At 51.0% G+C, this 5,710-nt stretch carries 3 protein-coding genes and 2 pseudogenes; 1 reads left to right on the forward strand and 4 read right to left on the reverse strand.

Annotated elements, in window-relative coordinates:
• Window positions 1-161: 161 nt before the first annotated feature.
• The 4 genes and pseudogenes from SSCH_RS15850 to SSCH_RS20570 form a co-directional block, all read right to left on the reverse strand.
• A pseudogene (locus tag SSCH_RS15850) lies at window positions 162-2,322 on the reverse strand (ATP-dependent Clp protease ATP-binding subunit); the annotation flags it as partial.
• 21 nt (window positions 2,323-2,343) lie between these two features.
• Window positions 2,344-3,405 carry a protein arginine kinase gene (locus SSCH_RS15855; RefSeq protein ID WP_044666334.1) on the reverse strand — a complete coding sequence of 354 codons (1,062 nt, stop codon included), beginning with the start codon at window positions 3,403-3,405 and terminating at the stop codon, window positions 2,344-2,346.
• Between the two features lie 15 nt (window positions 3,406-3,420).
• Window positions 3,421-3,927 carry a UvrB/UvrC motif-containing protein gene (locus SSCH_RS15860; RefSeq protein WP_044666335.1) on the reverse strand — a complete coding sequence of 169 codons (507 nt, stop codon included), beginning with the start codon at window positions 3,925-3,927 and terminating at the stop codon, window positions 3,421-3,423.
• Window positions 3,928-4,440: 513 nt separating this feature from the next.
• Complete coding sequence (locus tag SSCH_RS20570; protein ID WP_269746229.1) at window positions 4,441-4,845, reverse strand: CtsR family transcriptional regulator; 405 nt, start codon at window positions 4,843-4,845, stop codon at window positions 4,441-4,443.
• Between the two features lie 673 nt (window positions 4,846-5,518).
• On the opposite strand from SSCH_RS20570, the pseudogene SSCH_RS15870 reads away from it, so the two are divergent.
• Window positions 5,519-5,710 (forward strand): annotated as a pseudogene (locus SSCH_RS15870) (hypothetical protein); the annotation flags it as partial.

A 5,710-nucleotide genomic window follows, 5' to 3' on the forward strand; every position in this document is an offset into this window, starting at 1 on the left:
CCGCCGCAGTGGACGGGCGCCGAAGGTGGGGTCTATGGCCTTCTTTGATCAAGAAGTTCTTTGGCCTCCTGGGTAAACTCCAGCTGCAGCCCAAAGTCTGCGATGCGTTTGTCCGATGGTCTTTAGCATCAGTTCGACAATCTCCCTCATATGATCCTCATTCAGGGCATGGAAAACGATAACCTCATCAACCCTGTTCAAAAACTCGGGGCGGAAGGTGCGCCGCAACTCTTCAATAACCCGTTCCTTCATCGACTCGTAATCCAGGGCATCTTTTTTATCTCCGGCCTTAAAGCCCATACGGTGCTCGCGGCGGATCAGGTTCGCCCCTACATTAGATGTCATGATGATCACGGTATTCCGGAAATCCACGGTCCTGCCCTTGGCATCAGTAAGCCGTCCGTCCTCCATCACCTGCAGCAGAACATGGAAGATATCCGGGTGTGCCTTTTCGACCTCATCAAACAGCACAACCGAGTAAGGGCGCTGCCGGACAGTCTCTGTCAACTGGCCGGCCTCCTCATAGCCCACATATCCTGGGGGCGCTCCCAGGAGCCTGGACACAGTGTGCTTCTCCATGTATTCGGACATATCGAACCGCACCATGGCCTCTTCATCACCGAAAAGCGCCTCTGCTAAAGCCCTGGCCAGTTCGGTCTTGCCGACACCGGTGGGGCCGAGGAAGATGAAGGAGCCCACAGGACGCTTCGGGTCTTTCAGCCCGGCCCGCGCCCTTCTTACTGCACGGGATACTGCCTCCACAGCTTCATCCTGGCCGATTACCCGCTCATGCAGAGTTTCCTCCATATGCAGCAGGCGCTCAGACTCCTCCTCCTGCAACCTGTTGACAGGGATCCCCGTCCAGCTGGAAACTATATCTGCAATATCATCTTCGGTAACTATCGATTGATCCAGCTGTTTGCGCTGCACCCAGTTGTTCTTGATGCGCTCCAGTTCATCCTGCAACTGCTGTTCTTCATCCCGCAGTGATGCAGCCTTTTCAAATTCCTGGCTGACAACCGCAGATTCTTTTTCCTTCTGCAGCAGCTCAAGCTTTTCCTCAAGCTCCTTGACATCCGGGGGAGCGGTATAGGCCTTGAGCCTCACCCGGGAGGCCGCCTCATCCATGAGGTCAATTGCCTTGTCCGGCAGGAAGCGATCAGATATATAGCGGCTGGACAGCCTGGTAGCGGCTTTAAGGGCGCTGTCAGTGATCTTCACCCTGTGGTGTGCCTCATAGCGGTCCCTCAAGCCCCTCAGGATCTCAAATGTTTCTTCCAGTGTGGGCTCACCCACCATCACCGGCTGGAATCTTCGCTCTAAAGCAGCATCCTTTTCGATGTTCTTGCGGTATTCATCCAGGGTGGTAGCCCCAATGCACTGCAGCTCACCCCTGGCAAGAGCCGGCTTCAAGATATTGGCGGCATCTATAGCCCCCTCTGCAGCTCCCGCACCCACAAGGGTATGCACCTCATCGATGAACAGGATCACATTACCGGCACTCCGGATCTCCTCGATCACCTTTTTAAGCCTTTCCTCAAATTCACCCCGGTACTTGGTACCCGCAACAACTGCGGACATATCCAGGGTGACCACCCTTTTATCCACAAGCATTTCCGGTATTTTATTCTCAACTATCCTCTGAGCAAGCCCTTCGGCAACAGCGGTTTTCCCAACTCCGGGCTCTCCAATCAGGCAGGGGTTATTTTTTGTGCGCCTGCTCAAGATCTGGATCACCCGCTCGATCTCCTTGTCCCTCCCGATGACGGGGTCAAGCTTCCCTTCCCGGGAAAGCTCAGTCAGGTCACGCCCTAATTCATCCATTGTCGGTGTCTGGCTTGTGCGCTGTGACATGCCTGCCTGTTTGTGGCCAGGGCTGACAGGGCCAATAGCTCCCAAAAGCATCAATACCTGGCGCCGTACCTTATCAAGGGTAAGTCCCTGATTGACAAGCACCCGAGCAGCCACTCCTTCACCTTCCCGAATCAAACCAAGCAGGATATGCTCTGTTCCCACATAACTGACACCCTGCCGGCGCCCCTCTTCCTGGGCAAGCTCAAGAACCTTTTTGGCTCGGGGTGTAAGCCCGATCTCTTCACCAAGCCCGGGTTTGCCCGGGGAAACAATCTTTTCTACTTCCTGGCGAACCTTATCCACATCGACACCCAGTGCCTTTAAAGACCTGGCGGCAATTCCCTCACCCTCGCGGAGCAGCCCCAGAAGAAGGTGCTCAGTGCCCACAGCCGGGTGTCCCAAGCGCCGGGCTTCATCCCGAGCAAGGAAAAGTACCTTTTGTGCTCTTTCTGTAAACCTTCCGAACATGACAAAACCTCCTTTCTGTCATTAAGACAGTGAATTCCTGATTAATTCAGCTCTTTTAAAATCACGGTTAAATGCATCAATTTCTTTGCCGGCCAGCTTTCTTAAGAATGCCGGCCTGGTTTCCACCAACAACTCATTGAGTTTTCTAAACTGTACATCCCTGAGCAGGCCCATATCCAGCCCTAAACGGACATTGGAAAGGTGTGCCACCGCCTCTTCTGAACTGATGATATAGGCATTGGTCAGAATCCCGTAGGATCTGAAAACCATGTCCTCCAGCTGAGCAAGACTCTCCTTGCGCATCTCATCCCGAGCCAACTGCTCCTGCTCGATGATCTGGCGGCTGACCGAGGTGAGGTTGCCGATAAGCTCCTCTTCACTGAGACCCAGGGTAATCTGGTTGGAAACCTGGAAAAGGTTGCCCTTGGCCTGAGTTCCCTCCCCATAGAGTCCCCGCACCACAAAGCCCAGCTTGGAAAGAGACATGAAAAACCTGTTGGCCTGGTTCGTCATTGCGATCGCCGGAAGATGCATCATTACCGAGGCCCTGAGACCTGTTCCTACATTGGTAGGACAGCATGTCAGGTAGCCGTACTGCTCATCAAAGGCAAAGTCCAGCCTGCTTTCCAGAAGATCATCCACCTTGCTGGCAAGATTCCATGCCTCCTTCAGCTGCAGTGCAGGAAAAAGAACCTGGAGCCGCAGGTGGTCCTCTTCATTCACCATCACACTGACCGCCTCATCCTCACTCAAGGCAATGCCATGACACGGCCCCTCACCATCTGCAAGCTGCGGGCTGATCAGGTGCTTTTCCATAAGAATCAGCCGATCAAGGGGAGAAAGCTCTTCAAGAGACATAAACTCGATCCCATCCACCAGCTCTTGTACCTCTTGAGCTGTAAGGGCATCCTTGGCCAACTCCATCACTTTACGGCCGCTTTCTTCATCCTGCAGGTGGGGGAAGTTGTAGTCATTGAGGTTGCGGGCCAGCCGCACCCGACTGCTGATCACGATGGAGGCATGAGGGCCCTTCCCCTCCATCCACTTGGTATAAGGGTTATTGAGGGCATTTTCTATAGTCATAGCACCATCGCCTCCTTACTGAAGTTTATTTTCCAAAGCACGAATACTGTCTCGTAGCTCAGCAGCCCTTTCATAGGCCTCTTCCCGTACAGCTTGCCGCAGTTGGGTTTTCAGCTTCTCAATCTCCCGCTTCACACCCAGCTTGCCGCCCGCTCTTCTTGGCACCTTACCCGTATGCTGGGTTGTTCCCTGCACCCTGCGGATCAGCGGTTCTAACCCCTCATTGAAGGTGCGGTAACACCTGCTGCAGCCGAACCTCCCGATCTCACCGAACTTAGCAAAGTTGATCCCGCAGTTGGGACATTCCGGAGAGGCCACAGGTTCCGTGGGAAATGAGGATGTGCCCAGGAGCCCCGCCAGAAACTTGTGAATGGAAAAACTGGGCTCAAAGTTCATAGATAAGGCCAGTTCCTGATGGCTGCGTGCACACTCAGAACACAGATGCAGCTCCGTTTTTGTATTATTGACAATCCGTGTCATGTGTACGGTTGCCGGTCTTTTTTGACACTCCTGACAAAACATGAAAAACCACCCCTTTTTTAATGGCAGCCCCACCGCAAAACAATTGTGCTGCCTGGTATCAATTTCCTATATCTCATCTCCGGACATTCCGGAGCAATCTTTTTTGCCGCCCCTTGGCTTTCAACCTGATCAGATACCTTATACTGGAAGGCTCTTCCCGTAGATTAAGATTACATTTCTACACACTTTCACCGGCTCGTTCAGTCTGATAACTCCGCTACCTCTCGCCGCGAACTGTTGTTACCCGGGGCCTGAAATCATGATTGGACACCGGACATTTTCCATGTATTTTTACCGATTTGCACCTAGAACATTGCGAATGAAACATGGCGGAGATCAATTTCCACGTATTATTACCAATTTGCACCTGGGCTCCGCAGTCATCCATCGAAACCAGCAAGCCCAAGGATTCTCCTCCTCTTACAAGTGAACGGCCTCTTCCTGATATGCAGCCATTTGGTCGTTCTTGGTACCAACAGTGGAAGAGAAACACTGACAGTTGATACTTTTTCTTTAAAAGAAACCCTTATGGGCAAGGGTTCTTACAACCTCAAGCAGCAGCTCATCTCCCTCCCCACGCGGAAGGCTTCTTTCCAAGACCTCTAAAACAGTGCCCAAAATGAGAAACTCACGCTTCGTAAATAACCCACGCCGAGCCAACACACACAAAGCAGCCCGTGCATCTTCCTCTGCCTTTTCCTCAAATTGACCTCTTAGAGCCCCTTCAGGTGCTGTGAACAAACTGCAGATCCTGATAAAACCACCACCCCCGCGGCGGCTTTGCACCACATAGCCATTCCGCAAAGCGAAGCGGGTATTGATTACATAGGTAATCTGGGAGGGAACACAGTCGAAAAGCTCGGCAACATCTTTCCTGCTCAGCTCGATCCAACCTCCGGGCTCTTTTTCAACAGGGATTTGAGGTAGGACTCGATTTCACTTACTAATGACCTTGGTTCCATCCCGCATCCCTCCTGCTGTTTCTCCTGCTATTTATTGATCAGTTATAATTTTTAATAACAGGGTCCATCTGTGCTGTATAAGTTAAAGGTTAGTGATGAATTCAGTGGTAGTAATGCTGAGCATATAAGCTGTATGGTAAACTGCTTCAGCTGGTAGAACCTTTGTGCATTATTTTGAGCGGCTAGATGGACCCAAACCTCACTTGACTATAGTTGACCTTTTGACTTTCCTTGACTATTATTATAGACTACAAATCCAGAAATGTCAAAAGCCGATTCTGCTTTATTTTCTCCTTGAGATCACTAAAATAAACAGGATCAACTGATTGTGCCACCTGGACAACATGAGTACCTACCTTGAAAATACCTTGAAAATAAGGACAGATGCCAGAAGCCGGAGGTCAGAAGTTTCGAAGGAGCGGAATGGCAGGTTTTTGAAATAACCGGTGATCCAGTAAGCTGTAACATCTGCATATACTGCGCGGCCAGAACTGACGCATAGCCTCTAACTACTATGCCCGACAAGGGTTTCCAGAGACTAGAAGAAATATTTTATCGAAAAAGGAACTGGACAGCGGTAATTAATTATGAGACAATAGTGTGGGTTATTATCAAAGGGGGCCTGCACTATGACAAAACAATACGACAACCAAGTCTTGGTAAGCGGCAGATATTTCACCGAACAGGAACTGCAAGATGTTAAGGAAATAATACGCATGTTTCCGAAACTAAGCCTTACCGAGCTAGCAAATACGGTCTGTGAGAACTTAGATTGGGTAACACCGAATGGTCGGAACAAGACAGCTTCATGCCTACAGCTT

Origin of the sequence: Syntrophaceticus schinkii, assembly GCF_000946815.1 — a bacterium.
In the GTDB taxonomy this organism is placed as follows: Bacteria; Bacillota; DSM-12270; order Thermacetogeniales; family Thermacetogeniaceae; genus Syntrophaceticus; species Syntrophaceticus schinkii.

What these genes read in the sequence shown, in the direction of transcription:
- SSCH_RS15855 (WP_044666334.1), bottom strand. Translation starts at nt 3,405, where the DNA reads ATGACTATAGAAAATGCCCTCAATAACCCTTATACCAAGTGGATGGAG.
- SSCH_RS15860 (WP_044666335.1), bottom strand. Translation starts at nt 3,927, where the DNA reads ATGTTTTGTCAGGAGTGTCAAAAAAGACCGGCAACCGTACACATGACA.